The organism is Candidatus Nitronereus thalassa, assembly GCF_032191465.1.
Classification (GTDB): Bacteria; Nitrospirota; Nitrospiria; order Nitrospirales; family UBA8639; genus Nitronereus; species Nitronereus thalassa.
This window is the reverse complement of record NZ_JAQOUE010000001.1, coordinates 3,141,731-3,165,484: the sequence shown is the minus strand read 5'-3', so window position 1 is coordinate 3,165,484 and position 23,754 is coordinate 3,141,731. Positions and strand designations below refer to the sequence as shown.

The window sequence follows — 23,754 nt, the reverse complement described above, 5'->3', positions numbered from 1 at the left end:
TAACAATTTCTCATTCATCATCCAGAGACGCAGTTTCCCGTTAAATTCTTTTACACTTTCACACCCATCCTCTGGCTCAGATACCTTCTTTTTTTAAGGATACGTATGCCTTCTATTCGGATCCACCCATAATGGTTAATAACGAGGACGAGTTGGCTCCAACGCCTATCCTAATATTCCTCTGGCACACATTCTGCTTTACCTAAAAGCAGGATGCGAACAACAAGAAAGTCTGGGAAGCGCCAAAATTTCCTAGAGATTAAAAAGCCAACCATAGGAGGAATGCCATGATCACAATGACCAACATGAAAAAAGCCGCTGTCTCTTTCTTTGCAATCTCTGCCCTGTGCCTCGCCATGACCTCTCAAGCACAGGCCGTGCCTGTGGACGTGGAATTGTCTCTCGTGTGGGATGTCTCTGGAAGCATCAGCGCATCTGAATATGACCTCCAACGACAAGGCTATGCCAATGCCTTCCAAAGCGCGGCCGTCCAAAATGCCATTAACAGTGGAACGAACCAAAGCATTGCAGTTCAAGTCGTTCAATTCGGAACCAACGCGATAGTTTCCACAGGCTGGAATTTGGTCACGAGCGCCACCGCCAGCAATTTTGGAACTTTTCTCAGCACCTTAGGCAGAGAAAACACGGGCCTTTCAACCAGCATCGCTCGTGGCATTCAGATTTCGGCGGCGAACTTGCTTAGCAATAATGGGTTTGAGGGACTGAAAATGGTTATGGATGTGTCAGGCGATGGGGAGGAAAACGTCGGAGCCAATCCAACTTCCGTCACTCAACAACGAGACTTGGCAGTGGCATCGGGCATTATCATCAATGGCTTGCCCATTGTCACATCCTCCTTTCCGAATTTGGATGATTACTACACCAATAATGTCATTGGCGGTACAGATGCCTTCGTGCAAGTGGCCAATGGATTTGGGGATTTCGAATCGGCCATTACTGCCAAACTCGTAAACGAAATTGGCGGGACCACACCAACTCCAGAGCCTTCCTCTATGATTCTCTTGGGATCAGGACTGATCGGGTTGGTTGGCTATCGTATGACCAAACGAGCTTAAACTTTCTGGCGGCTTCGCCTTTCACTTCACCAAATCGGGCGCTGCGAGAATAACCCTTGCAGCGCCCGCCCTGTATCTATGAGTCACCAGCATCCCTTGGCTTTCATGTTTCAAATTTGATTGACCCTTAGACCCACTCTCCCTAGAATAGCCGACGATTTCCTTCAGGGTCATGGACTTTGCGACAGTCACACAAGTATTGAAGGTATCTGTAGTTTCACATGCACAATTAGTTCTTCATTAAAAATCATCTGACTCACGTTGTTCATGAATACTTCCTCCAAATTAACCCCACACAGTTATTTGCTAGCTCTCATTCCACCCCTGTTAATATTGGGTCTGGCACAATTGTTATTTGAAATCACCTCTGCCCCTTCAATGACAGGAGTCACCACCGCTCTCGAACGCCTGGCCCACCAAAACCCCGAATCTCTGGATATTCGGGTTCTCCAAGAAGGCAGAGGCCGATATGCTTGGCTCGCCATGGCGTTATTGAGTTTGGTGGCATTTGTCTATGGAACCGTAGCAGGATGCCAGATTATTTGGCACAGTCATTTCCGAAGCCGTCTGCCCCTTATTCTTTCTATCGGGACTGTCCTAATGGGAATCGGAATACTTGGCTTGATCTATCAAGTGCAATCCGAAGCCGCCATGTATCGCCTGATCTTTGGGTTCACATTTACAACGTTTTCTCATTCAGGTCTTTTCCATCCTCAGTTTCTCTCGAATGTCAAATTCATTCTCCTCATATTGAACACTTTTGCGGTCATTGTACCAGCCATTATTATCCTTGCAGCCAGCAGCGCCCTCGCCACACCCCCAGATAAGTCTCCCTCCACACTGGATACCCTCTCGACTCAGATGCATCAATTACGAAATACCCTCAACATTGGATCCATTGCCTTGGTCGCTGGGATTTTACATATGCATGCCTGGCTGCAATGGCCAGCCTCACTTTTCCAGGATGCATCCTTCCAATCGGCAGCATCCAACACGGCCCTGGCCATCACGGTTTTCTGGGGAACCAGTTTCACATTAATGCTTATGGCCACGTATGGACCCGCCGCCACAACGCTGAGTGCCCAGGCTCGTCACATTCTTCAACGGGATCACCACGAGGGAAGAATTCACGACCCTCAAGCCTGGCTCAAAGACCACGACCTTTCCATCACGCTGGGCGAACAACTTCCTCAAATCGGCATCATGCTCGCCCCTGTACTCGCAGGCCCTCTTGGGTCTCTTGTCATGGGATCCAATTAACTTACCTTCTCGGTGTTCACGCTTGCATCAATGGGTGGTTTCCCCTACCGTACCGCGTCATGTCAAAAAAGCGCGTGGGGTTTTATGCCCTGCTCACCGGCGTTGCCTACTCCCTCTCCGTGTCAAATCTTCCTGATGGATTTCCTTGGGGAAGTTTGGCGTGGATAGCGCTATTGCCCCTCCATCGCATATTGCTGGACATCACACCCCGTCAGGGATTTTTTCGGGGATGGCTGGCGGGATTTTTCTCTTTTGTAGGAACGATGTACTGGGTCGTGGTGGCCATGCATCTCTATGGACAAGTCCCACTCCCCATCAGCATCGCTCTCATGTTTTTGCTGACCACGTACCTTGGCCTTTTTGTAGGGGTGTATGCGTGGGGGTTCCTCTGGATGGAAAAACGCTGGTCCAACATGGCCTGGATGTTCGCTCCCTGCTTATGGGTTTCCCTAGAATTCCTCCGAACCTATGCCTTGAGTGGGTTACCCTGGGGACTCTTCGGATATTCCCAATTTCAATGGCTCCCGATTATTCAAATTGCTGATATCACCAGCGTCTATGGCGTGTCGTTTGTTCTGGTGTTAGTCAACGTGGCAATATTTTTATTGTTACGTTGGGTCTTGGCGAAATCAAAACTTCGCGCCACACTTCTTCCTCCATGGAAACCTTTAGCCGTTACCCTAGGGAGTTTTCTCGCAATCTGGTTTTATGGGTCTGTCGCTCTTACAAATTTTTCCTCGAGCTCTCTAAATTCGCGGACACTCAACGTCGGCGTAGTACAAGCCAATATTGACCAAGCGTTGAAATGGGACACCGCTTATCGAGTCGATACGATTGAGCGCTATGCACGGCTTACCGAAGCCATCTCGCCACAGGCCGACGTGGTCATTTGGCCAGAGGCTGCGACACCGTTTCTCTTTGAACAAGAACCAGGCTACCAATCGCTGGTTCTCGATATTGTGAAAAAGGCCCAAGTTCCCCTGATTTTTGGGAGCCCTGCGGTTCGTCGGCACGACGATGGTAGACCCTATCTGCTCAACAGTGCCTATGTGTTGAATCCCGATGGAACACTCACCGGTCGGTATGACAAACAACATCTCGTGCCATTTGGAGAATACATTCCCCTCAAACAATTACTCTTTTTTCTAGAAAAACTCGTGGTAGGCATTGGGGATTTTCAGCCAGGTCCTGGACCGACACTCTTGTCGATTCGCCATGGTGCAGATCAAAACCAGGCACTTTTTGGCGTGGCTATTTGCTATGAGGTCATTTTTCCTGACCTGGTTCGGAAACTCGCTAAAGAAGGTGCGAATTTCCTGGTCACCATCACGAATGATGCCTGGTTCGGAGAGACGGTAGCCCCCTACCAACATTTTGCCATGGTAGTCTTCCGAGCTGTGGAAAACCGTATGGCATTTGCTCGCGCAGCAAATACCGGTATTTCCGGGATAATCGACCCTTCAGGGAAAATTGTGGATGCCACGCCGATTTTTACAGAGCAGGCCATCACCTACGCTCTTCCTCTTGGCAACCCCTCATCCTGGTACACGCAATTTGGCGATGTGTTTGCATGGGGCTGTGTTATAATGACGCTGTTTTTGCTATGGTTTACTCGATTTTTCCGCAAACCAACCGCGGTGGACACCATCTTTCAGTTTCCAACACCACGTTCACTCGAAAAGGAGTAAAGAATGCTTGACGACATTCGGAGCCGTTTAGAAACCACTGGAGACACTATCCAAGATTTACGGAGGCGTCTTTGACCTGCCTCGGCTTCGCAACGAATTAGAAGAACTCGAACAGGAAAGTGCACAACCCGACTTTTGGACCAACTCACAAAATGCCACCAAGGTTGGGCGTCGCAAAGCCAATATAGAACGTGATCTCTCCCGCATCACAGATTTTGAGCGTCGGCAATCGGATTTGGAGGCCACCCTCGAACTTATAGGGGAAGCGGACGATCCCGACCTTCAATCCGAGCTCACCCAGGGACTTGAAGAGTTAGAAACTTTCCTTGATCAACTGCACACGGAACAGTTGTTGTCGGGGAAACATGATGCCAATTCGGCTATCCTCGGTATAAATCCTGGCGCAGGTGGAACGGAATCACAAGACTGGGCACAAATGCTCATGCGGATGTATGTCCGCTGGGCTGAACGACATGGCTTCAAGGTCAACACGATCGATTTGCTCCCCGGTGACGAAGCTGGCATAAAGAGCGTCACCCTGGGCGTTGAAGGTGAATATGCCTATGGCTACCTGAAATCCGAAGCGGGAGTTCACCGTTTGGTCCGCATCTCGCCTTTTGATGCGAATAAACGTCGTCATACCTCTTTTGCTGCGGTGTCAGTGTGCCCGGAACTTGATGACGATGTAGAAATTGAGATTGATGATAAAGACATACGGATCGACACCTTTCGGGCTGGTGGCGCGGGCGGACAAAACGTAAATAAGGTTGAGACGGCCATTCGCATGACCCACCTTCCCACGGGCATTGTCGTGCAATGTCAAAATGAACGCTCGCAATTACAAAACCGATTGGGCGCCATGAAGGTGCTCAAAGCCAAACTTTTTGAAGTGGAACAACAAAAGAAAGACGCGGAGTTTCAAAATATTATTGGAGAAAAAAAGGATATTGCCTGGGGCAGCCAAATTCGGTCGTATGTATTTCAACCCTATCAAATGGTCAAGGATCACCGAACGAATCATGAATCCGGCAATATCTCGGTCGTGATGGATGGCGCCATTGATCCGTTTATCGAAGCCTATTTAAAATTCAAGATGGCAGACTCGACCCCCTAAGGCATTTCTTCTCGTCAACAACAATCTGACTTTCATCTATACAGACATTGGAATGGGCCCATGGAAGAATTAAACGAACAACGCACGCTCCGGATTCAAAAACTCGATACCCTACGAAATATGGGTATTCAGCCCTATGGCACGCGCTTTGACGTCACACATCACATTGAACCTCTCATGGCTACTCACGGATCCAAAACCAAAGAGGAACTTGAACAACAGAAAATCGACTGTCGTCTTGCCGGACGCATTGTGGCACTTCGCCGGTTTGGGAAAGCCGCGTTTGCCTCGTTGCAGGACGGCGCGCATCGTATGCAGGTGTATCTGAAAAAAGATGTTCTCGGAGATGATAGCTTTCGGGTTTCTCAAGAATTGGATTTGGGCGATTGGATCGGCGTCGAAGGACATTTGTTTCGAACCAAAACCGATGAACTCACCATCGAAGTCCAGAAGATGACGTTTTTGTCGAAAGGCCTTCGCCCGCTTCCCGAGAAATGGCATGGGCTGACTGACATTGAGACACGCTATCGACAACGATATGTCGATCTGATTGCAAACCCTGAGGTACACAAAATATTTGAAACCCGTAGCCGATTGATCACCGGCATCCGCAACTATTTCACAGAACAGGGGTTTCTTGAAGTGGAAACTCCGATGATGCATCCCATTCCCGGTGGCGCAACAGCCAAACCCTTCGTCACACACCATAATGCCTTAAGCACCGATTTATATTTGCGAGTTGCGCCGGAATTGTATCTCAAGCGATTAATCGTTGGTGGGTTTCGCCGAGTATTCGAAATCAATAGAAACTTTCGAAACGAAGGGATCTCCACCATTCATAACCCCGAATTTACAATGCTCGAATTCTACCAAGCCTATGCGGATTACCATGATTTAATGGTTTTGACAGAACAGCTCTTGGGAAAATTGGCACAAGACATCTGCGGGACCATGACATTGGAATACCAAGGCCAGACGATCGATTTCTCACCCCCTTGGCGACGACTCCCGTATTTTGAGGCCATCTTAGAATTTAATCAATTTGATCGAAGGGTGCTAGAAAGTCGTGAGACTGCGGCAGACGCGGCAAAAACCCTCAACCTGGACATTCCCAAAGATGCCACCCTCATCGGCATTTTGAATATCATCTTTGAAGAAACCGTGGAGTCGAAATTAACGCAGCCGACGTTCATCACCGATTACCCCACGGAAATTTCCCCACTTTCGCGGCGAAAGGATTCCGATCCTTCCCTCACAGACCGATTTGAATTGTTTATTGCCAGCCGTGAAATCGCGAATGGGTTTTCTGAGTTGAATGACCCGATCGATCAACGCCAACGCTTTGAAACCCAAATGGCTCAGCGAGAAGCCGGTGACGAAGAGGCCCATTATCTCGATGAAGACTTTGTCCGTGCCTTGGAATATGGCATGCCTCCAACTGCTGGCGAGGGCATCGGCATCGATCGCCTAGTCATGTTATTTACCAACCAAGCGTCTATTCGGGATGTCATTCTCTTTCCGCAGCTCCGCCCGGAGAAACATCCGTGACCCTACCCTATGAAATTTTTGTCGGGCTTCGCTATCTTCGCGCCAAACGCCGAACACGTACCATTTCGTTTAATACCTTCATTTCGATTACGGGAATCACGCTTGGCGTGGCCGCACTCATCGGGACTCTCGGTATCATGACGGGGTTTAAAGAGGATATGCAGGCAAAAATTTTAGGTACAACATCACACGTCGTGGTTCAGGAGCGCGGTCACCAAACCATGGCTGGGTATACGGACCTCGTCACCAAAGTGGAAGCCGTCCCTGGGGTCATTGCGGCCACGCCCTATATTTTCAAACAAGTGTTGCTGACTTCGAAAACCGGAGTTCAAGGGATCATTCTTCGCGGAATCGACCCTGCCAAAGAACCAGATGTCACAGAAGTTGCAGACAATGTAAAGCATGGAAACCTAAATGATTTAGCCAATCCGCCCGCTGTCACCAAGGATGACGGTTCGTTGGCCACTCCCCAACCAGGCATTATTTTGGGTAAAGAATTGGCCTTGCGCCTTGGATTGTTTGTGGGAAACAGTGTGAACGTAGTTTCGCCTGTGGGTCCAATCAGTGCGTTGGGCATGACACCAAAAATTCGGCCCTTTCAAGTGGTCGGCATTTTTGAATCAGGAATGTACGAATACGATTCATCATTGGCGTATATTTCGCTCCAAGAAGCCCAGAAGTTTTTTGGGTTGGGTCACACAGTGACAGGCATTCAAGTGAAAGTGACTGAAGTCTTCGCTGCCAACGCCATTGCCTCACGCATCGACGACGCTCTCGGCCTCGGTTATTCCGCCAGGGATTGGATGGAATTGAATCGCAATCTGTTCTCTGCCTTGAAACTCGAAAAGACCATGATGTTCCTCCTATTGGTCCTGATCACGTTAGTCGCCTCCTTTAATATCGTGGGTACGCTCACCATGATCGTGAATGAAAAACAGCGGGAGATTGCGATTCTCAAAGCCATGGGGGCGACCCCCAAAGCCATCATGCGGATCTTTATGCTCAACGGGTTGGTCATTGGATTAACTGGGACAATCATTGGCATACCGTTGGGATATACGTTCCTTTATCTCATTGAAAATTATTGGACGTTTGACCAGACCGTCTATTACATCTCCCACATTCCCGTTCATGTCCAAGGCTTGGATGTCCTTTTGGTGGCCTGCTCGGCCATTCTCATCAGCTTTGCGGCAACCGTCTATCCATCCTGGCAAGCCGCGAAACTCGCTCCGGTTAGTGCCCTCCGATATGAATAAATTGTATGGCTCACCCTAAAATGGACAGTCCATTTCTCCAAGTGAACGACGTGTGCAAATCGTTCAGGCTTGACCACCAAACCGTCGAGGTATTGAAGGGAATCCATTTGACTCTTCGCCGAAGAGAAATGCTGGCGATGATCGGGGCTTCCGGTGCTGGCAAAAGCACGTTTCTCCATATTCTGGGCACCCTCGATCGGCCCACCACCGGCACAGTATTGTTCGAAGGACAAGATGTGTTCCGGTTGTCCGAAACGGAATTAGCCACTTTCCGAAACCGCCGGATCGGGTTTGTATTTCAATTCCATCATTTGCTTCCTGAATTTACGGCGCTGGAAAATACGTTTCTTCCCGCGTTGATGCAAAATCGTCCCAAGCAAGAAATGTTGCAAGAGGCCAAGGCTCTGCTCTCCGATGTCGGGTTGGGACATCGCCTCCATCACAAGCCCGGAGAACTTTCGGGAGGGGAACAACAACGTGTGGCGGTGGCGCGCGCTTTAATTCAAAGCCCGGACCTGGTTTTGGCTGATGAACCAACGGGTAATCTAGATACTCACACCGGAGAGACGATTTTTGAATTATTAAAAACGTTGAATCAAAAACGAGGCACGGCCTTTGTCATTGTGACGCACAACGAACGCCTTGCCGAGCAAGCAGATCGGGTCATTCATATGGTGGATGGGAAAATTGCCGGGGAACCAGACTCGTGACACGCAAACTCCCAAGCTTGCTACGAAAATTAACTTTTATTCTACGCTTCACACGTCACGCATAAGTTATCACGTCTCACTTCGCTGCGGCGGTAATCCTATCCTTAATCACATCAAACGTGGCCTTGGGAACCACCTGTTTGGCGACCAACTCTCCTCGAAGACGGTACGGACGGTTGGCAATAACTTTTTCCGCCATATTTTTGGTGAGCCCCAAAAAGAGAACTAAATCATTGGCTGACGCTGTATTGATATTTACGGGCGCCAGGGCTCCTTTGCTCGGAGTCACCACAGGCGCTGGTTCAGACGAGGTTTTGGGAATAGAAGCCACGACAGAATTCGGTTCTGAGGAAGTCATTGTAGAAGACATCGTTTCGGGAGCCTCAGCTTCTCGTTCCACTTTTGCCTGACGCGCCTCTTTCAATTCTTTTTGATAACGCTGAATAGTATCTTTCAAGGCGCGATTTTGGCTTTTAAGTTTCTGGTATTCTTGCTGAATTTTTCCATATTTTGCCGTGAGGATCTGGCCTTTTTTGACGACCTCGGCCTCACGCGCCGTCAAGAGGTCACGCTCACTTTCCCTCCCCTCTTTAATCCTCTGAATTTCCGAGGCCATTAATTCTAAATCCAGGGCCACTTTTTCATTTTCCTTTTTCAGTTTTTCATTTTCCTGTTCCACCGCCTCCCGCATCATGCGGCTTTTCTCAAGATCGGTTTTCGCAGATTCCATATCGGCCACAGCCGCTTCATACTTCTTGGTTGACACGACACAACCACTCAGTAACAAACCTGCCAGCATCATCAGGCCAATGACCATTGGAAATTGGGCAACCCGAACATGTTCAGTGTGTTTCCAGTTCATCTAGTCCTCATTATGTCAAAAAGGTTGTATTCACCATAACATCGCCCTACACTTTGCCGTCTTCCCATTCTGAAACAGTTTCAGTAATTTAAGATGTCGGGGCCTCACTAGGTAGAGGCCCCTAGCATGAAATGGGAACATATTTTTGTCAATAGCTTTGCACGGAACAAAAGAAACGACGCTAATATTGCCCCCTCTCTATTTCAGTACCCAATCCGCCGAAAGAGTCCTTTCAGAGACACCCATCTCCAAATAATTTCGAAATATTCCCGGAAAGACTTTTTTTCATGGACCAATTTGGACCAGGCTTAGCCGCACTCCTCGGATTTTTGGAAGGCCTCACTGAATATTTGCCCGTCTCGTCCACAGGACACCTTATCCTTCTGGGGCATTGGCTCGGGTTTACGGGTGACATCGCGGTGAGTGTGGAAATCTGCATTCAAATAGGAGCCGTCTTAGCCGTGGTTGTCTACGAGCGAAAAAAAATCGCGGGGTTACTTCGCCAAGGGCTTCTTGAACAACGGGAATTTCGGCAACGCCTCATGGCTCCCCAGGAGCCCGGCACTCCGCATTCCTGGCAATCAACTCTGCGTCACTCCATGGTCCAGCATCGAAACCTCTGGTTCCTTTTAGGATTGGGGGCTGCTTTTATCCCTGCAGCCATCGTCGGGCTCATCGCTCATGATTGGATCGAAGCTCACCTCTTTTCTCCTAAGACGGTAGCCATCAGCTTGATCATTGGTGGAATCATCATCTTGGTGGTGGAAACGTGGCCCAAAACTGTCAAAATTTCTCAACTGGAACAGGTAGGGCTTCCAGCTGCCATCGGTGTGGGTCTTGCACAATGCGTGGCTCTAATCCCCGGCATGTCACGGTCTGGATCGACCATTGTGGGAGGTTTGTTAATTGGCCTGGACCGAAAAGTCGCTACCGAATTCTCATTTTTTCTTGCCCTCCCCACCATGTTTGCCGCAACAGGATACAAACTTCTGCAGTCGTTCCATCTGTTTAGTGCAAGTGATATCATTGCCCTATTGATTGGAATGGTAGTTTCTTTCCTTGTAGCTTGGGTGGTGATCGCCTCGTTCCTCACCTACGTCAAGCGACATACCTTGAAAGTCTTTGGGTATTACCGAATTGTCCTCGGCACCATCATCCTGATGATACTGTAATCGTAAGGCGTTACTTAGAATACGTCTTTACGCTTCCCATCTCACGAATACATCTCAGGTCGCCGGTCTTTCAACAAATCATTGTATGGATTTATGGATTTGTCCCTGGCTTCAAGGAGGGCGATATCCACGGTTATCAATTCTTCCTGATCAATCGGGGCCCGATGAAGGATCTTCCCTTTCGGGGAAACCACCTCGCTTTTACCAATAAACGTGAGGGGTCGACCCTCTCCTCTGGCTTCTCGACCAATGCGATTAGCGGTAATGCTAAAGATCCGATTTTCCAGGGACCGCGTTACCATGGCATCAGGACAATGGGGTAATACCAAATTGGACGGATGGCACAGAATATCCGCACCCTTGAGCGCCAAGGTCCTCGCTGCCTCAGGATAGTACCAATCGAAACAAATCATGACTCCAATGCACGCCTGACCAATATCCCAAACCTGAAAACCGGAATTGCCTGGAGTAAAGAACAAGGTTTCCTCAAAAAATAAGTGCGTCTTCCTATAGCACCCCACATACCCGGAAGGCCCGACAATGATGGCGGAATTATAACACCGGTCTCCATCCCGTTCTGGCAATCCCACAACCAAATGCATGTTGTGTTTGCGAGCCAATTCAATGCACGTTTGGGTCGTAAAGCCTTCAGGAACAGGTTCGGACAACTTCAGCACTTCCTCCTGACTGACAAATTGATACCCCGAAAAGGCCAATTCAGGAAGCACGAGCAGATCACATTCAACTGAAGTCAGGCGCACCCCAAACCCTTCAATATTTTTTTCCACCTCGCCAAATAGTGGGTGTGATTGGAAATACCCAACCTTCATACTCTTTCTCTGACCTCCTGAAACAAAAACGGGCAGGATTTACCTGCCCGTTTTTCTACGATTTTTTCTTTAACTTCGAGTCAATCAATGCACTTCTTTAAGATGCATGACGGCACTGTTCGCATGTTTGGTCGCCACTTCCGCATGACCTTGTTTTCCATGCGTGATGGCTTCCTCTAACTCGTGCACCCCTTCGTCGAGATGAGGATTTTTTACTTCTTTTTGAGCTGCATGTGCATGTTGTAGCGCCACACCCGCATGCTTCACAATCGCATCAGCATGCCCCATGCCGCCATGTTCCACGGCTTCTTCGGCATGTTCGATTGCCTCATGAACATGCTCATTTCCACCCGCCAGCACTGGGCTGGCCGTCAACATGCAGGTCATACCCATAACCATCACCGCGAAAAGTAGATTTCGCCCCATTTCAGACCTCCACCAAATAAGGTTAAAGATAAAAAAAACCAGAACGCCCCAATATAACACCGTTCATGGGAATATCCTCGCATGGTTTTGGTATTTCATCAAGAAGATTGCGCAGGGGACTGGGCGGTCACTTTATGCAGCAGTTTGACATCTTTTTCCGTAGGTGCCGCAAAATCTCGACTCCATTCCCACCAGGAGCCAGGATAATTCCTTACCTTCTCATAGCCGACCAGTCGCAGCACAAAATAGAGCCAAGCTGACCGAACTCCCCCTAAGCAATAGGTAATAATTTCTTGTTCAGGTCGAAGTCCATTGTCCAAGAAAATATTTCTGATGGTTTCGAAATCTTTGACCGTTCCATCCCGATTGAGGAAGCCATTCCAGGGGATATTGACCGCGGAAGGAATATGACCCGCTCGGGGCAACCCATCAATTTCTTTTCCCGCATATTCTTCGATGCTCCGAGCATCAATGAGAATGGACTCTGGATGTGGTCGCTTCACGAGTTTTTTCAGCTCATCTTTGAGAATCATGATTTCCGTATGGGGAGTGGCTTTAAAATCCCCAGGAGGGAGTTGAATAGGATCGTGTTGATACGGTCTGGCTTCGGTCGTCCATTTCACCCAACCCCCATCCAGTATTTTGACGCTCGAATGGCCAAGATACTGAAGCATCCAAAACATTCGACCCTCATCACCCCAATTATCAAAGGGGTTGGAATAGATTACAATATCGCTGGAATTATTAATGCCCAATGCCTGCAACCGGCGTTCCAGTCGAGAAATATCGGGATCCAACACCCCTTTGGCCACCGCCTCGGGATCACTATAGGCATGCCAGGTGGAATTGATGGCCCCTGGAATATGCGACGAATAGGCGGCCTCACCACGCACATCAATAACAACGAGATCTTTCCGACCCAAATTCTGCGCCAAAGTTTCTGTATCAATTAACCATGCACTCGACATAAATCTGTTCCTATTCCTCTGCTAAATTAACTTAAAGGGCCATGGGGCATCACGACATCGGAAGAATCCTTGGCACATCCAATGCGGGTATCGACGGGTTGATCAATCAACGCCACACTCAGTTTCTCGCTGAGTGGAAAATCTCGCTGATAAATCATAAATCGATAGGGATCATCGGATCGCAATCCATAGCTGCCCCGCAACATGGCATGCTGTCCATCTGTGAGGATATGATAGCGAACTCGAGCCTCCACAACCAAGTCGTCCCTCCCTTGAGGAATTTGATAGGAAAATTGGTAGTCCCGGCTGGCCAAAGGCAGCAATCGGTTGTCATAAAGCTCCACGATGACCGGTTGCCAGAGAATCCACCGGCCCATCGTTTCAGTATGTTCCGCAATGACGGCGCCGGTGTTATCCTTCACAAAAAATTCCACCGTAAAGTGACGGTCAGGATCGCCGGTCGGAATTTTGTGACCAGCGCCGGCGTTGATCAACGTGAGCGTCATATTCACCGTATCCCCGGGTTTGGGATTCGGCGGATCAGCCTGGACTTGGATCGCCACCGCACGCTTAATCATTTCAGGGTCATGTCCCCCACGCCATAAATGCTGTCGCCCCTGGCGAATGGGGCCGCCTTCCGCCACCGGCCTCGATATTTCCGGCATATGACAGGATTGGCAGGTAAACCCTTTTTCCTTCATGAAGAATTCGCCTTCGTATTCCGCATAGGTACCGCAAGGCCCCACATTGTAAAATTGAAAAGGCCCGGACACCACATTGTGGCAGCGATAGCACATAGCCGTGGTCCGAAAGGCCGGATCAAATTCCGTTGGATGTGGAGCCACGGAGTCATCGTACGGTCCAAAAATCACCCCATCGCGCACATGGCAAGCCGCGCAGGTCACTCCCTCTTGCTGATAGGCAGGGTCATACATTGGGTTTTCAATTTGCACGGCCCTTTCCACACGATTATTAGGAATGCTCTGAATGAGAGTCGGTTGTTGATTTTCTAGCGGCGTGTGACAGTTGAGGCAAACCCAAATGTTGTCATCCTTTTTCCAATAGGCTTGGAAGAATGGATCTTTGTAGGCGTGAGCGTGAATACTGGTCTTCCACTCTTGGTAGATGTCCTGATGGCATTGCCCACATTCCTCCGCTTTGAGGCTTTCCAATCCAACCGGGACCGATTGAAAGGGTATGGCTCGGGCATAATCATCCCGCAAGCCAAATATGACAGTGGGGCGAATTTCCGTATAAAAATAATAGACGGATACCGAAGCCACCACGATTAATCCTAAAAGAACTGCCCACCCTCCTCGACTTCGCCGTCTTCGTCGTCCTCGCACCATGAGTTATGCTTCCATTAAGGCTAAAATATGTTGTTCGACTGAACCCGCCAAGGCTCGGAGGGCATAGCCCCCTTCCAAACATGACACAATCCGACCATGACAATGGGCATTCGCAATGCCAGTGACAAGACGAGTAAGTTCGCCATAGCTTTCATCCGTCAAGGCCATACTCGCCAAAGGATCATCCTGATGCGCATCGAAGCCTGCCGAGATGAGCACAAACTCCGGATGAAACGCCTTGGCCGCCGGCACCAAAACCTGCTCAAATATGGCTCGGTAATCATCGGGACCTTGTCCGCCATCCAAGGGCATATTAATGGTGGCCCCTTCTCCAGCCCCCCGGCCACGTTCCACGAACGCACCCGTACCAGGATAAAACGGAAATTGGTGCGTGCTAAAAAAGAGCACTGACGGATCATCTTCAAACACATGCTGTGTGCCATTGCCATGATGCACATCCCAATCCACAATCAGGATGCGTTTCAATCCATGTCGTTCTTGAATATACCGTGCAGCAATGGCCACGGTATTAAATAGACAAAAGCCTTTAGCATGAGTCGCTTCGGCATGATGCCCCGGCGGACGCACCGCACAGAAGACCTGATCGACTTGGTTATCCATAATGGCATCAACTGCAGCCATCGCCCCACCAGCCGCCAGATATGCCGCCGTCAACGACCCAGGGGACATCGAGGTATCTGGGTCTAGCGAGACATACCCCACACTCGGGGCTTTCTCTTCCAAGCATTGCACATAGGCGGGATCATGAATGCGCGTAATCCACTCCGTAGCCGCTTTTCGGGGTTCGATTCGAGTCAACTTAGCCATGATACCGGTCGCCTCTAGCTGCGCGTTGATGACCCGCAACCGTTCCGGTGATTCCGGATGCCCCGGACCCATATCATGTTCCAAATACGCAGGATGCGTAACAATGCCAACCCGGCCCATGATCCAATCCTTCTAGAGGGATTTTTCTCCTCGCCGTTTTCAGCAAGGAGGGAGATAAGAAAAATTCGAGCATCGGATGGTAACACAGGGTATGGCGTTAGACAACGCGAAGGGGGCAATGCTAGAGTCGATCATTCAGCGAATACCTTTCATCAAATGCAATTTGGAGAGAACGAATTATGCCAGACCCCAAAATAGAAAAGTTTATTAAAGTCCTGAAGATGGACCCTAACGACGAAACCCTGTGGTTTGGTTTAGGAAAAGCCTATATGGCAGATGAAAATTGGGCAGAAGCCATCCCTGCGTTAGAAAGCTGCATCAAGGTCAAACCCACGTATTCCGCCGCTATCTTTGCATTGGCCCAATGCCTAAAAAATAATGACCAGCCCGATCGCTGTCGGGAAGTCTGCGCTCAAGGCATCGAAGTCGCTACCACAAACGGCGACTTGCTGGTCATTAAAAATTTGGAAGAGTTGAGAGATTCGCTATAAAATAAATTCCGAGATTTCCGCTAAGGAAATTTTTCCTTACTCGCAATTCTGCCGAAGCCACATTGCTAAATCTTCTTCCGTAATTTTCCTGGGCGCCAGATCCACAATGACCGCTGTCGCTTCTGGTTCAGGAGCATTCAACTCTTTGCCATTTCTGCTTAAGAAGGAATAGCCAACCATAAAAGCTGTTCGCTTATTCCCATCGATAAAGGGATGATTGCGAACAAGACCGGAGATGTAGGACGCCGCCAGGATAAACAAATCAGGCTTTTCATAAGCAAATAATTGGTGAGGGCGAGCCAGAGCAGATTCTAAAAGCGCGCCATCTCGAATACCGGATGCGCCCCCAAACCCTGACAACAAGTCTTCATGTAATGCGAGAACAAAATCATGAAGAACCCAAGCAGGCTCTTTCATAGAACCATCATCGTTTTCATACCTTTACCAATGGAGAGAACTTACTTAGCCAAGGCGCGAAGAGTATTCCGGTATTTCGCCATACCTTTTTTGGCGATCTTTACATACGATTCAAACTCAGGATCATACGGCGTAATCCGATAACTCCCATCCGGCGCTTCCGTCAGAAAAACCCGGTCTCCATCTTCTAGGTTCAACCGAGACAGCACCTCCTTTGGCAACACTACTCCCAACGAATTCCCAACTTTTCTGACCTTCAAATCAAGCATAGATACAGCCCTCCTTCACGTTACCACCTATGTTATAACAGAAGGGGTGACGGGGCAAGAGAAAAGACACCCCTACAAAAATTGAAAAGATTAAGTTAGGTTTTGAAAACTTGGTCTGTTAGAGAATTAATTAGGTGCAGGGTTTCGCCCCTGCATGACGAGGTCCTTTTGTTTCGGCAAAAGGACCCAAAACCATTCTTGCCTGTGCGCGACCCTCCGGGTTCCTCCGGCTTCACCCTGAATTAAAATGGCTCAGGAACTCGCTCCGCTCAGACAGTCTTCGCCAGAGAGGTCGGATTCGAGGCCCTGGCCCATCCGCCCCCAACGCAGGAGATGCCGTAAAAAACAAAACCACGGACAGTACCAATTGAAAAGATCTCAGTTCCGGCGTATTCTTCGGAAGAATTGATGGCGTGTTATCCAGACAGAAGCCTGAATATCCTCCTCTTACACCGATCCATTTAAACAGTGTTGGGCTCAAGAAACGGATTACGGTCAGAACGCACTAAATGTCGACCGACAAGAAGCACAATCTTATCTTCCTCGCGCAATACGCCGTGATTCTGCCGGTTTTAATTCGATTGTCCGGTGCAAGCCAATACACTCCTGAGGTTAAGGCCTTTCTATGTCAACTCGCCACGATTGCTGACATTGAAAAGGATAACGCATATTTTATTGCATTGAAAAGTCGTGCGGCTTGGGGAGTAGCAGTATTGGGTATGGATGACCATTCGACTAAGGCATTGCTAACTGTTCACCGTGAGCAATGCAGGTTGATCAAAGAGTTTAATGATTTTGTAGAGAAGGCGAGACCACAGGTTTACATGGATGACTCGGACGCGCCCTTATGTAAAGCACTAAGGAAGGCGGATAATATATGCCAGTCAATCAAATTTTTGGTTGATCAATCTATTTCTGATGCATTGGGAACTGTTGATGAAGTAAGAAAGGCTATTGACGGTTTCTGGAAGAAAGGCACTGAAGGTTTCGCATCTACATCCACAGGAATAAAGCTCTTTGTATCTCATGGTACCGTAGACAAGCCTCTTGCAACCGCCATTTCACGAGAAGTTGAGGCGGCAGGAATAGCTACTTGGAGAGATGATAAGGATATAGTTGGAGGAGATTCAATTCCGGATGAAATAGCTAGAGGCTTGAGATCAGCCACTCACTTAATAGTTATTCTGTCACAGAATTCTATCGGTAGACCCTGGATAAAGACAGAGCTGGATAATGCCATAATGCTCTTTCACTCTGACGGCACTCCGAAAATTATCCCAATATTGCTGGATGGGATCAAACCGCCGCCCCCTATCGCACACCTAAAAGGGATTCAGTTCGATGATTTCGATTCAGGGATGATTTCTCTTTTTGCCAGTCTTGGTGTTGCCCAGACGGACCGATTCGACCTGACGACAGTCTATATCTTTTACCGGAAATCAAAAAAAGCGATTGAGACCCTTCAATGGTGCAACCAAGCCGATTTCTTCCTTCCGATAAACGAAGAATCCTTTGACCAGCTCGAAGATATGGAATTATTTTTCGAGAGTGTTGGCATTCCCGATGAGATAAACACACCACGTCGTTACATACGCACACTACTTGGCAATATGGGCGGAATTACTGCCCCTGGAATCGACGAGGATTTCTACTCATACGCGAATAGTGCGTACGCGGGAATCTCTTTGGCTCGGAAAATTGCGTACTTCGGTAAGAAAATATTGCGCAACTTAAACCCGTAGGCGTTGAGTCTCAACAAAGTGCTACAGCCAACGCCATAAAGTACAAGCCGTTAGGCTTCGAAGTGGACTGACTAGATGGAATATGTACAGTCTCTATTGGGGGATCCGACTATCATCGTGTCGAGTATCCGAATATAAGTGCCAGAAAAGGTGTCGCTTCTCTTTATTTTAAGGCGCATGATTTTTGGGAGAACAAGTGTATTGAGTTTTTATTGAGAGCACCTCTAAAAACCGTCCTTTTCCGGAAAAGGGGACGTTACCCTTTATTGGCAACCAATTTCATTTAGTCCTTGGGTCTTGACACTTCCCCGCCTTGGGCGCGGCTGGGCCGCCGCCCCGAATCCTACCTCTCTGGCGAAGACTGTCTGAGCGGAGCGAGTTTCTGAGCCATCTTGATTCGGGGTGGCGGACCAGGCACCCGTAGGGCCGCGCCCGGGCGAAAATGGTTTTGGTCACTTTTGCCGAAACAAAAGTGACTCGTCGCGCGGGGCCGAAACCCCGCTTAAAAATAAAACCTTCCTTTCACCCTGCACGCCCTTTTCCCAAAGAACCAAAATGTTCACGCGTCAGCCGAAAAATCAAAGGGCTTAACGCCAACAGCGCAATCAAATTAGGAATTGCCATGAGGCCATTTAAAATATCGGCGATCAGCCACACAAGCCCCAACTTCCCCATGGCCCCAATCGGAATTGCAATAATCCACAACACGCGATAGATCTTAATCACTCCAACACCAAATAAATATTCCGTGCACCGCTCACCGTAATAACTCCAACCCAACAATGTCGTAAACGCGAACAGCATTAGCGCAAGCGTCACCACTATTCCACCCACCTGTGACAACCCACTTTCAAAAGCTTGCGTCGTCAGAGCGGCTCCGGTATTTCCTTCGGTCCACACACCGGTCATGACAATCACCAGGGCGGTCATGCTGCACACGACAATAGTGTCAATAAAGGTTCCGAGCATCGCGATTAGGCCTTGCCGCACAGGATCATTGGTTTTAGCCGCGGCATGAGCGATAGGAGCACTTCCCAACCCCGCTTCATTCGAAAAAAGTCCACGCGCCACCCCAAATTGAATCGCCATCATCACCGTCGCCCCAGCGAATCCTCCAACTGCGGCGCTCCCCGTCCACGCATGCAACACGATAGTCATCAATGCTGAGGGGACCTGATCGATATTTGTCAGGATAATCATTAAGGCTCCGATGATGTAGAACCCTGCCATAACAGGGACTAAGCGTGCGGCTACAGACCCCAGACGCTTGATACCGCCAATGATAACCATTCCCGTGAGACTTGCCATGACAAGGCCTGAAACCCAAGGTGGAATATCGAAGGATGACTCCACGGCACTGGCAACCGTATTGGCTTGAACCGTGTTCCCGATCCCAAACGCCGCCAGCATGCCAAAGAGACTAAAGGCCATGGCCAGCCATCGCCAATGTGCGCCTAATCCGTTTTGGATGTAATACATCGGACCACCCACATGTTGGCCAAGTTCGTCCACTTCGCGAAAATGGACGGCCAAGACCGCCTCCGCATATTTCGTCGCCATGCCGAACAGGGCCGTCACCCACATCCAAAACACCGCCCCCGGACCGCCTAGAAAAATAGCGGTCGCCACGCCTGCAATGTTTCCACTGCCAACCGTTGCGGCCAGCGCAGTCATCAGCGCCTGAAATGAGGAGATCTCCCCAAGGTCCTGCGCGGTGGAGGATCGTCCTTTCCACAGCAATCGAAAACTATAGATTAAGCGACGCCAGGGAACGGCCCTGAGCCCAATCGTCAAATATATACCCACTCCTACCAGAAGGATGAGCATGATAGGGCCCCAAATAATTCCGCTGAGGGTAGTGAGAAAACTTTCCATGGCTTCCATCATTTATTTATTTTTTGCTATCTCAGGGAGAAAAAATTGGACGGCAGGATTCCATTCAAGCCAGCATGAGAATTGTCACCTGTGAAGTGGATAGAGAACGATAGCACAGGAATGGGTATGCCGCTATCGGTTTTATAGGACTCGCTGGAGCGCGAGATAGGCCTCGGTTTCAATGGGATAACTGGCCATCGGGTTTACCGCAAAAGAGCGGACCTGAGAAATTCCATTTGGGTCCGAGACCCATTCCCCGACAGACACGTTGCTGAGGCGAATATTGGAGCGGGATTCAGCCGGATGAATATTCCACAATGTGAGCATCACTGCGCTTAGATGAGGCGCATTTCCCAAGGCTTGGGTGGTCACTCCCCCTAACTGCTGAAGATCCAGGACCATCTTTCGTCCGTTGCGGTTTCCGTTGGTCAACAGACTCTGTTCTTGATGCACAATGGTGATGGCTAACACCACTGGAGCACAATAGTCGGCAAGCTGATTGGCTTTTTCATTGATCCGAGCGAGAAGGCGTTTCACCAACCCATCTTTCAAGAAATCCACACCCTCTTCTTCAGTTTTAGGATCAGGAAAATTTTTTGCGTCTCTCAATCGGCCAGGATCAGTCGGAACAATAACCGTCACCTCCACAAACAATCGATCATTCCCCAAGTAACATTCTAAATCCGCAGTCGCCGTTTCGGTTTCTTTGACAAACGAAAGAGAAAACCCCGCGTTGGCCAAAAGTGTGGCAATATCAAGTTCCGCTTGAGCCGATTCCATTGAGCCCCGCTGCTTCTTTTCAAATTGCTGTTGGAGCCACTTTAATCGATGCTGGCTATCGGGATCAGGGCAAAGCAGCTGCAACCGACGCCAAGTGCGCTCAAACCGTTTCGCAACAGCTTGGTCGCGTTTCTTGGAAACCTTGGAGTCGGTGGGAATCGGATCCCTCACAGGCCTTCGACGTTTAAAAAATGGCACTAGCAACCCTCACTTTCCACGCCATGCGCCTGAGTCGCAAACCCGGCAACATATTGCCCCAAATCCACATTGCCTCCCGAAATTATAACCCCGACACGTTTCCCTTGTAATATCCGCTCTTTCCGAAGAAGCGGAGCCACGGCCACTGCACTGGCGGGTTCAATCACCAATTTCATACGTTCGTAAATAAAACGCATGGCTTCTAAAATTTCATGTTCTTCCACCACGAAAAATCCAGCAAGATGACTCCGGAGAATGGGCAGCGTGAGCGTACCCACACTCGTTCGTAATCCCTCTGCAATGGTCTGAGGATGTTCTTGCGGCACAATTCGATTTTCTTTGACGGAATACATGGCATCCAGCGCACCGACTGGCTCGCACGCGTAGACTTGGGCCTTCGGATTGACGCCATGCGTGGCCAACCCGGTTCCCGACAATAACCCCCCTCCGCCAATGGGGCCGAGAATGAGATCGAGGTCTTCCACCTGGTCCAGAAATTCCAAAGCAGCCGTTCCCTGTCCGGCAATCACGTGAACATCGTTAAACGCTTCAATCCATTCTGCCCCCAGGGTTTGCACAAGATTCTCCGCAAACGATTCTGCGTCTTGAGGACGAGGGGGAACATGGACGATGCCCCCATAATCTTGGACCGCCGCGCGCTTCACCCTATTGATGGGCTCTGGCATCACGAGATGCGCCGCTTTGCCTAATAATTGACAAGCCAGTGCAATACCCTGGGCGTGATTTCCAGAAGATAACGCCACCACAGGTTTCTGGGATTTGAGATGGGCCACCGCATGGTAGGCACCCCGAAATTTAAAGGCACCGACTCGTTGAAAATTCTCGCATTTGAGAAAGACTGTAGCCCGAGAGCAGTCATCGAGTTGACGGGAGGTGTGAATAGGAGTGCGATGCACAACCCCTTGAAGGACTGACGCGGCCCGCTGCACATGCTCAAAGGTTGGAAGAATCATGATGGTCAGAAAAAACGGCTATTCTTCCTCAGAATCTTCGAACTGAAGAACTCCGGTTCGTCACAACAAAATGGAGCTTAACTTTGGGGGCTGGACTGTTTTCGTTCTGGAGTTAGTTCTTCTAAGCGAAATTGTTTGGGAAGCAGAACCGGAACCACCAGGGCCACAGGATCTCCCCGCTTGAGCGTGGTGGGCTTGTTTAACTGCAACAACACATTGGTGACAAACGCATCGTAGTCCGGAAGAAAGTCATAGAGATTCGGCGTGAGTTTGTATTCCTGTGATTTGATCCCCTCCCATACGGAAAACGTGCGGTCAGGATAATGATAAAAATGATTGGGAATATCTTTCAGCATGATTCCGATTTGTTTGGGATAATAAAAGCGTATTCCGCAACAGAGCTTGGCATAGCCGCTATTAAGGATCGTATCCACATACATCCCGGAAAAGGATTTATACCCAAGCAACCGTTCTTCGGGTTTAATCTCCGGTGCTTGCCATTTAAAACCGTCCTTGGTGCGCCGCAATTTGCAATCAACTGGACAGCGGATCAACCAGCCATATTGGCTCACCATCCGCACGGGCCCACAATCATCAGGCAGCACTTTGTATCCACTTTCCGCCAATTTTCGTTGTTCAGATAACGGCATATTGGTCATCAGCGGACGATGGGGATTCATCTCTAGCTTCAGCCGTTCCGGGGCAATCGCGGTAGTATATTCACGCTCCCAATAGATAGGCCACTGCATGTCGCTAATATCAGGGATGCCACTCATGGATAACTCCGTCTCTCATTAAAACGCTTATTGAACCGCCTCAGCATGATGTATTTCCCCGCGCTTCACCATCCACGCCACTTCCGCGACACGCTTCCCCAGCGCGCGGGCATCGGCTAATTCATCCTGGTCAATGCCAGGACTCTTCCCCTCCGTTGTCGCCGACGCCCCAAAGGCTCCGCCATCGCTGACCACAATCATTTGATTGCCGAGCATGGCCGCCAAAATTGTGAGCATGGTCACTTCTTTACCACTGGACACCTGTCCGCCAGTAGCAAACGCGGCCCCGACCTTATTCCGCATTTTGAATTCCGGCCACACACCAAACTTGAATTGCCAATTATCAAAAAAGGTCTTCACTTCCCCAGCCATGTTCGACCAATACACTGGAGAACCCACGACTAATCCATCAGCGGAAAATAGGACTTCGGCCGTGACGTTCTCGACTCGTTCCACTCGCACACGAGTTCCGGGAACCGATTGCGCCCCATCAGCCACCGCTTGCGCCATTTTTTCCGTATGCCCAGTCATTGAATGGTAGGCAACCAACACGGTAACAAATTGTTCGGCATGAACGTGTGAAACCACTGCCCCAAAGGGCAACCAGAAGAAGAAAATCAACAACCCTCTTACAAGAAATTTTGATGGCATGACGATCACTCGCGCGACGCAGAAATTGGGGGGAATTTTTTGGAGTGAATTAGAACGTTCTTTTGGCGACCAGAGATAAGCACTTCACATCTCACCTTGCCACCGTCATGAAGACCACAGGGTTTTTTCCGAATCCAAGAAATCGGAAAATCCCTGAACCAGGGGTCCAAGGGCTAAATGCGCTCGGTCTCTTCTTCCATATGCTCTTCCACAGACACATGGGTCAGGGTCCCTCGGTAGTCACATTTATGGCACCGAACTCGAAACTCTTCCACCCATTTTTCTTGAACAAACGTTTGATTACATTGAGGGCAGACAAACACCCCTCTCACATAATGCACCTGCCGCTTCATCTTCATCGTTATCCTCCTTCA

Annotated in this window: 24 protein-coding genes; 10 read left to right on the top strand and 14 right to left on the bottom strand. The window is 49.3% G+C overall.

The genetic code is table 11. From position 1 onward, the window contains the following. The first annotated feature begins 287 nt into the window (after nucleotides 1–287). The 7 genes from PPG34_RS14300 to PPG34_RS14270 all read left to right on the top strand — a co-directional run bounded on the left by PPG34_RS14300 (nucleotide 288) and on the right by PPG34_RS14270 (nucleotide 8,652). A complete protein-coding gene (locus PPG34_RS14300; protein ID WP_313834092.1) occupies nucleotides 288–1,076 on the top strand; it encodes a DUF1194 domain-containing protein in 789 nt (262 codons plus the stop codon). 267 nt (nucleotides 1,077–1,343) lie between these two features. Then, entirely contained in the window at nucleotides 1,344–2,336 is a 993-nt protein-coding gene (locus tag PPG34_RS14295) for a hypothetical protein (RefSeq protein WP_313834091.1), read from the top strand. 59 nt (nucleotides 2,337–2,395) lie between these two features. Further along, nucleotides 2,396–4,024 (top strand): apolipoprotein N-acyltransferase, encoded by a 1,629-nt coding sequence (lnt, locus tag PPG34_RS14290; protein ID WP_313834090.1) that lies wholly within the window; start codon nucleotides 2,396–2,398, stop codon nucleotides 4,022–4,024. 3 nt (nucleotides 4,025–4,027) lie between these two features. Next, nucleotides 4,028–5,138 (top strand): peptide chain release factor 2 gene (prfB, locus tag PPG34_RS14285; protein WP_338140928.1). Its coding sequence is split into 2 segments (ribosomal slippage): nucleotides 4,028–4,096 and nucleotides 4,098–5,138, totalling 1,110 coding nucleotides; the frame shifts between segments, so codons are not numbered across the junction. Between the two features lie 60 nt (nucleotides 5,139–5,198). Beyond that, the gene (lysS, locus tag PPG34_RS14280) at nucleotides 5,199–6,686 is read left to right on the top strand and encodes a lysine--tRNA ligase (protein WP_313834088.1); all 1,488 of its coding nucleotides are present in this window, start codon (nucleotides 5,199–5,201) and stop codon (nucleotides 6,684–6,686) included. Further along, on the top strand, nucleotides 6,683–7,942 hold the full coding sequence (locus PPG34_RS14275; protein WP_313834087.1) for a lipoprotein-releasing ABC transporter permease subunit: 1,260 nt from the start codon (nucleotides 6,683–6,685) through the stop codon (nucleotides 7,940–7,942). The genes lysS and PPG34_RS14275 overlap by 4 nt, the downstream gene beginning before the upstream one ends. Before the next feature lie 5 nt (nucleotides 7,943–7,947). Continuing rightward, nucleotides 7,948–8,652: an ABC transporter ATP-binding protein gene (locus PPG34_RS14270; protein ID WP_313834086.1), complete on the top strand. Its 705-nt coding sequence runs from the start codon at nucleotides 7,948–7,950 to the stop codon at nucleotides 8,650–8,652. 76 nt (nucleotides 8,653–8,728) lie between these two features. Here the strand turns inward: PPG34_RS14270 and PPG34_RS14265 are convergent, their stop codons facing one another. Beyond that, a complete protein-coding gene (locus PPG34_RS14265; protein ID WP_313834085.1) occupies nucleotides 8,729–9,514 on the bottom strand; it encodes a helix-hairpin-helix domain-containing protein in 786 nt (261 codons plus the stop codon). 287 nt (nucleotides 9,515–9,801) lie between these two features. On the opposite strand from PPG34_RS14265, the gene PPG34_RS14260 reads away from it, so the two are divergent. Next, nucleotides 9,802–10,686 (top strand): undecaprenyl-diphosphate phosphatase, encoded by an 885-nt coding sequence (locus PPG34_RS14260; RefSeq protein WP_313834084.1) that lies wholly within the window; start codon nucleotides 9,802–9,804, stop codon nucleotides 10,684–10,686. A gap of 41 nt (nucleotides 10,687–10,727) precedes the next feature. Here PPG34_RS14260 and PPG34_RS14255 read toward each other — a convergent pair whose 3' ends face one another. From PPG34_RS14255 to PPG34_RS14235, 5 genes are all read right to left on the bottom strand, one after another. Continuing rightward, a complete protein-coding gene (locus tag PPG34_RS14255; protein WP_313834083.1) occupies nucleotides 10,728–11,516 on the bottom strand; it encodes a nitrilase-related carbon-nitrogen hydrolase in 789 nt (262 codons plus the stop codon). An 84-nt stretch (nucleotides 11,517–11,600) separates the two neighbouring features. Next, complete coding sequence (gene smbP, locus PPG34_RS14250) at nucleotides 11,601–11,942, bottom strand: small metal-binding protein SmbP (RefSeq protein WP_313834082.1); 342 nt, start codon at nucleotides 11,940–11,942, stop codon at nucleotides 11,601–11,603. A gap of 98 nt (nucleotides 11,943–12,040) precedes the next feature. Next, nucleotides 12,041–12,910 (bottom strand): sulfurtransferase, encoded by an 870-nt coding sequence (locus PPG34_RS14245; protein WP_313834081.1) that lies wholly within the window; start codon nucleotides 12,908–12,910, stop codon nucleotides 12,041–12,043. A gap of 26 nt (nucleotides 12,911–12,936) precedes the next feature. Further along, nucleotides 12,937–14,259 (bottom strand): multiheme c-type cytochrome, encoded by a 1,323-nt coding sequence (locus PPG34_RS14240; RefSeq protein ID WP_313834080.1) that lies wholly within the window; start codon nucleotides 14,257–14,259, stop codon nucleotides 12,937–12,939. A 3-nt stretch (nucleotides 14,260–14,262) separates the two neighbouring features. Then, nucleotides 14,263–15,207, bottom strand: coding sequence for a histone deacetylase family protein (locus tag PPG34_RS14235; protein WP_313834079.1), 945 nt, complete (start codon nucleotides 15,205–15,207; stop codon nucleotides 14,263–14,265). A gap of 179 nt (nucleotides 15,208–15,386) precedes the next feature. Between PPG34_RS14235 and PPG34_RS14230 the strand changes: the two genes are divergently transcribed. Next, nucleotides 15,387–15,698 carry a tetratricopeptide repeat protein gene (locus PPG34_RS14230; RefSeq protein ID WP_313834078.1) on the top strand — a complete coding sequence of 104 codons (312 nt, stop codon included), beginning with the start codon at nucleotides 15,387–15,389 and terminating at the stop codon, nucleotides 15,696–15,698. A 36-nt stretch (nucleotides 15,699–15,734) separates the two neighbouring features. Here the strand turns inward: PPG34_RS14230 and PPG34_RS14225 are convergent, their stop codons facing one another. Next, nucleotides 15,735–16,115 (bottom strand): type II toxin-antitoxin system death-on-curing family toxin, encoded by a 381-nt coding sequence (locus tag PPG34_RS14225; protein WP_313834077.1) that lies wholly within the window; start codon nucleotides 16,113–16,115, stop codon nucleotides 15,735–15,737. A 41-nt stretch (nucleotides 16,116–16,156) separates the two neighbouring features. Then, nucleotides 16,157–16,384 (bottom strand): AbrB/MazE/SpoVT family DNA-binding domain-containing protein, encoded by a 228-nt coding sequence (locus PPG34_RS14220; protein WP_313834076.1) that lies wholly within the window; start codon nucleotides 16,382–16,384, stop codon nucleotides 16,157–16,159. A 509-nt stretch (nucleotides 16,385–16,893) separates the two neighbouring features. On the opposite strand from PPG34_RS14220, the gene PPG34_RS14215 reads away from it, so the two are divergent. Next, a complete protein-coding gene (locus PPG34_RS14215) occupies nucleotides 16,894–18,126 on the top strand; it encodes a toll/interleukin-1 receptor domain-containing protein (RefSeq protein ID WP_313834075.1) in 1,233 nt (410 codons plus the stop codon). Between the two features lie 522 nt (nucleotides 18,127–18,648). Here the strand turns inward: PPG34_RS14215 and PPG34_RS14210 are convergent. The 6 genes from PPG34_RS14210 to PPG34_RS14185 all read right to left on the bottom strand — a co-directional run bounded on the left by PPG34_RS14210 (nucleotide 18,649) and on the right by PPG34_RS14185 (nucleotide 23,739). Beyond that, nucleotides 18,649–20,010 (bottom strand): alanine/glycine:cation symporter family protein, encoded by a 1,362-nt coding sequence (locus PPG34_RS14210; RefSeq protein ID WP_420888103.1) that lies wholly within the window; start codon nucleotides 20,008–20,010, stop codon nucleotides 18,649–18,651. Between the two features lie 132 nt (nucleotides 20,011–20,142). Continuing rightward, nucleotides 20,143–20,979 (bottom strand): hypothetical protein, encoded by an 837-nt coding sequence (locus tag PPG34_RS14205; RefSeq protein WP_313834073.1) that lies wholly within the window; start codon nucleotides 20,977–20,979, stop codon nucleotides 20,143–20,145. After that, complete coding sequence (locus tag PPG34_RS14200; RefSeq protein ID WP_313834072.1) at nucleotides 20,979–21,953, bottom strand: pyridoxal-phosphate dependent enzyme; 975 nt, start codon at nucleotides 21,951–21,953, stop codon at nucleotides 20,979–20,981. Before PPG34_RS14200 ends, PPG34_RS14205 begins: the two co-directional genes overlap by 1 nt. Nucleotides 21,954–22,030: 77 nt before the next feature. Continuing rightward, nucleotides 22,031–22,729 carry a hypothetical protein gene (locus PPG34_RS14195; protein ID WP_313834071.1) on the bottom strand — a complete coding sequence of 233 codons (699 nt, stop codon included), beginning with the start codon at nucleotides 22,727–22,729 and terminating at the stop codon, nucleotides 22,031–22,033. A 27-nt stretch (nucleotides 22,730–22,756) separates the two neighbouring features. Next, nucleotides 22,757–23,380, bottom strand: coding sequence for a flavodoxin family protein (locus PPG34_RS14190; protein WP_313834070.1), 624 nt, complete (start codon nucleotides 23,378–23,380; stop codon nucleotides 22,757–22,759). A gap of 173 nt (nucleotides 23,381–23,553) precedes the next feature. After that, nucleotides 23,554–23,739 (bottom strand): hypothetical protein, encoded by a 186-nt coding sequence (locus tag PPG34_RS14185; protein ID WP_313834069.1) that lies wholly within the window; start codon nucleotides 23,737–23,739, stop codon nucleotides 23,554–23,556. Nucleotides 23,740–23,754: the final 15 nt, after the last annotated feature.